The organism is Streptococcus mitis, assembly GCF_001579035.1.
Lineage (GTDB): Bacteria > Bacillota > Bacilli > Lactobacillales > Streptococcaceae > Streptococcus > Streptococcus mitis_J.
In genome coordinates this window covers 1-278 of sequence record NZ_KQ970349.1, presented here as the reverse complement: position 1 = coordinate 278, position 278 = coordinate 1, and the positions used below count along the sequence as shown (strand labels likewise).

The 278-nt window shown below is 41.0% G+C and carries 1 tRNA gene; it reads left to right on the top strand.

The features are described 5' to 3' along the window. Positions 1-31 precede the first annotated feature (31 nt). A tRNA-Glu gene (locus SMIDD26_RS11010) sits at positions 32-103 on the top strand. Positions 104-278: the final 175 nt, after the last annotated feature.

The following is a 278-nucleotide window of genomic DNA, read 5'->3' as shown; positions in this document are numbered from 1 at the left end:
TATAATAGTAAGAGTTGAAAATAACAACTCTGGTCCGTTGGTCAAGGGGTTAAGACACCGCCTTTTCACGGCGGTAACACGGGTTCGAATCCCGTACGGACTATGGTATGTTGCGGTTGAAACACTTGATGAAAAAAGTTTAAAAAAGTTTCAAAAAAGTGTTGACAAGCGAAAGTGACTGTGATATACTAAACTAGTTGTCGCTTGAGAGAAGCGAGTGACAAAGACCTTTGAAAACTGAACAAGACGAACCAATGTGCAGGGCACTACAACATAAG